We start from the raw sequence: 2,997 nt of genomic DNA on the forward strand, positions 1-2,997 counted from the left end.
CTGGGCGCAGGATTCCATCTCCACGCCCACGCCACCCCACCCAGGTGGGAAACGATCCCGGAAACCTACTCCGACACAGGATCGCTTAGCTGATCTGCGACGCTCTCCAGCATGACGACGACACCAAGATCAAGCACACTCTCCCACTTAGACAAGTCAGATCTTCCCAGATCAGAAGGCACTTCCTCTTTCATGATCGACGATGCGGGCAGCCCTCACTGAAGGGCCGACGCTAGTAGTAGTTGTCGATCGGCTGGCGCGCCTCGTCAAACAGTGCCGGCCCTTCGTACCGTACCGGGGGCAGCGGCGGGGTGACCGGCTTGACCTCGTCGAACTGTTCGGCGGACAGGGCGTACACCACCCGGCCGAGGCCGGACCGGGCGATCGCGGTCGCGCACATCGGGCAGGGCTGGCAACTGGTGAACATGGTGGTGTCTGCGGCCGCGTCGGGGGCGAGTTCCCGAGCGGCCCAGCGGGCCAGCTTCAGTTCCGGGTGGGCGGTGATGTCCGACTCGGAGACCACGGTGTTGTGGTCCTCGATCAGGACGGTGCCGTCCGCACCTACCAGCAACGAGCCGAACGGCCGTTCGCCGGACGCCCCGGCCAAGCTGGCGAGTTCCACGGCACGGCGGAGAAACCTCTCGTCGTCGGGGGTCATCGGTCCTCCTGAGATTTGTGGTGCGCGGCCACGGCGGCAAGTGTGCGCCAGGCGCGTTCGGGCTGGCGGATCTCGGTCAGATCGCCGTTGAACGGGTCGAGCACCACCGCCTCGGCGCCGAGCAGACGGATCTGGTCGATGTCGGCGATGATCTGGTCGATGGTGCCGACACCGGCGAGCCGGTCCGGCGCGGTGACCGGTTCACGGGTCTCCCGGAGTTTGATGCGCGGCATCAACGCGGGCACCGGGCGGCTCAGTTCGTCGGCGGTGGCCTTCAGCCGCCCGGCTGCGTCCGCAAGCCATCCCGGCGTGACCCCCAGCGGGTGCCAGGCGTCACCGAGCAACACCGCGCGACGCATGCCGGCGTCGCTGTTGCCGCCGACCCAGATCGGAATCGCCGCCGTGTCATAGTCGTCGGTGTTCCGCCAGGCGTCGCGCATCGTGTGCAGGTACTCGTCGGTCAGCGCGCCGCGCCGCCGGAACGGCACGCCAAGCGCCTCGAACTCCTGCCGGGCCCAGCCAACGCCGACGCCGAGGACAAGCCGGCCACCACTGAGTCGGTTGAGGTTCGCCGCCATCCTGGCGGTGAGCAGCGGGTGCCGGTACGGGACGATGAGCACCGTGGTGCCCAGCCGGACCTGGCGGGTCACCCCGGCCAGCCAGGACAGCGTGGTGAACGGCTCGTAGAACGGTGCCGGATACTTCTCGGCCACGTCCGGGGTCACGGCGATGTGGTCGGAGACCATCAGCAGGTCGAAGCCGAGTCCCTCGACCGTCTGCGCCCACCGTCGCAGAACATCCGGGTCGGTACCCGGGGCGAAGTTAGGTACGTTCACACCAATTTGCACGGCTCCCAGGCTAGTCACGGCGGGTCGGGGCTGTGAACACCGTGTTCCCGGCCTTTGCTGGTCTTCGCAGTGAATCAACCGGTAGATTAGCCCAATGGCCGAGAATCTTGATGCCGTCGATTGGTCCATCCTGACCGAGCTGCAGGGCGACGGCCGCCTGCCCATCACCGAGCTCAGCCGCCGGGTTCAGCTGAGCGCGTCGGCCACCAGCGAACGGGTGAGGCGGCTGGAGGCAATCGGTGTGATCACCGGCTACCGCGCCGAGGTCGACCTACCCAAGGCGGGCTTCGCCGTGCTCGCGGTCATCCGGCTGAAGTACCCCGGCAGCTGGCACGAACCGCTGCACCGGCTACTGGAGCGACGGTCGGAGATCCTGGAGTGCCTGCGCACCACTGGAGACGACTGTTACGTGCTGAAGGTGGCCGCCACGTCGATGGCACATCTCGAACAGATCGTCAACGAACTCGCCAGCTTCGGCAGCACCACCACCAACGTGGTCTACAGCGCCACCCTCCCCTACCGCGGCCCACGCCTGACACCGCCCCACTCGTGACCCGGCGTACGAACGCCCCCGCAGCGCGGGAAAGGCTAAGCGATTTGGTTGCTGATCCATAGTGGTCATAGAATTTCCGTTGTCGGGCGTTTTGTTGGGGATGCGGTCGGCGGAGAGTCGGGCTTGTCTGCTATTCGGGTCCGGGTGGTGTCAGGGCGGTGGCGGGTGAGCCGGAAGTTGGCGTTGGCTTCAGGCGAGGCGGTGCGGACCGCGTGTGCTCGTGGGCTGCTGCGAACGGGGCTGGATGAGGCGTCCGGGGAGGTCGTGTCCCGGGCGGTGCTGGCCGAGCGTGTCGGTTGGTGTGCTGATCTGGTTGCGGGCATGGTGGGTGCCCTGATCGAGGAGCACTGGAACGCGGCTGATGTTGATGTGCTGGCCTCCGGTCAGGATGCGGCTGGTCGGAGGTTGCCGTCGAATGCGTGGATGGCGTTGCGGCGGCTGGGCTGGACGGCGACCGTCCCGGAGGGTGTGAAGGTCAATGACCGGATCGTGCGGATGGTCCAGGAGCAGGCGGGGCGTGTTCTGCGTTCGGTGAAGTGGCGTGCCGACCTGACCGCCGGGATCCTGTCCACCTGGCCGGCCGACCCGCGCCGACGCGCCCCCGTGGAGTGGGATCAGGTCCGTGCCTCGATCCCTGGCGGGGAGGGTCTGCCGTCGAGCGTCATCAAGGGCCGGACCCGGCAGGCCGTCACGTTCCTCAACACCAACGGTCGTTTGCCGGTGGATGTGTTCGAGCTGGAAGGCTGCCCGAGGGCCCCGCGGATGTTGTTGTTGGCCGCGTGTGACCGGCAGCAGGCCACCATCGAACGCAGTGACACCGACCCGGGCCGGGCGCTGCTGCGTCTGCAACTACCCACTCGGGTGGATCCGCGTTCGTATCGGGACTGGACGTGGGTGGCCTGTCCGATCAGCCTGCCGCCCACCGTGCCCGCCTCAGC

At 67.4% G+C, this 2,997-nt stretch carries 4 protein-coding genes; 2 read left to right on the forward strand and 2 right to left on the reverse strand.

Annotation, left to right across the window (positions count from 1 at the left end):
- Window positions 1-232: 232 nt before the first annotated feature.
- Window positions 233-658 carry a nucleoside deaminase gene (locus AB0C02_RS33455; RefSeq protein WP_357553218.1) on the reverse strand — a complete coding sequence of 142 codons (426 nt, stop codon included), beginning with the start codon at window positions 656-658 and terminating at the stop codon, window positions 233-235.
- Window positions 655-1,506: an LLM class flavin-dependent oxidoreductase gene (locus tag AB0C02_RS33460; protein WP_357553219.1), complete on the reverse strand. Its 852-nt coding sequence runs from the start codon at window positions 1,504-1,506 to the stop codon at window positions 655-657. Before AB0C02_RS33460 ends, AB0C02_RS33455 begins: the two co-directional genes overlap by 4 nt.
- A 94-nt stretch (window positions 1,507-1,600) precedes the next feature.
- Between AB0C02_RS33460 and AB0C02_RS33465 the strand changes: the two genes are divergently transcribed.
- Both AB0C02_RS33465 and AB0C02_RS33470 read left to right on the forward strand, forming a co-directional pair.
- The gene (locus tag AB0C02_RS33465; RefSeq protein WP_357553220.1) at window positions 1,601-2,059 is read left to right on the forward strand and encodes an Lrp/AsnC family transcriptional regulator; all 459 of its coding nucleotides are present in this window, start codon (window positions 1,601-1,603) and stop codon (window positions 2,057-2,059) included.
- A gap of 165 nt (window positions 2,060-2,224) precedes the next feature.
- On the forward strand, window positions 2,225-2,997 hold a 773-nt coding region (locus AB0C02_RS33470; protein WP_357553221.1), incomplete at its 3' end, for a hypothetical protein.

This window comes from Micromonospora sp. NPDC048999 (assembly GCF_040649295.1).
In the GTDB taxonomy this organism is placed as follows: Bacteria; Actinomycetota; Actinomycetes; order Mycobacteriales; family Micromonosporaceae; genus Micromonospora.

Excerpts from the sequence above, each read along its gene's own strand:
- AB0C02_RS33455 (WP_357553218.1), bottom strand. The coding sequence starts at position 658 with ATGACCCCCGACGACGAGAGGTTTCTCCGCCGTGCCGTGGAACTCGCC.
- AB0C02_RS33465 (WP_357553220.1), top strand. The coding sequence starts at position 1,601 with ATGGCCGAGAATCTTGATGCCGTCGATTGGTCCATCCTGACCGAGCTG.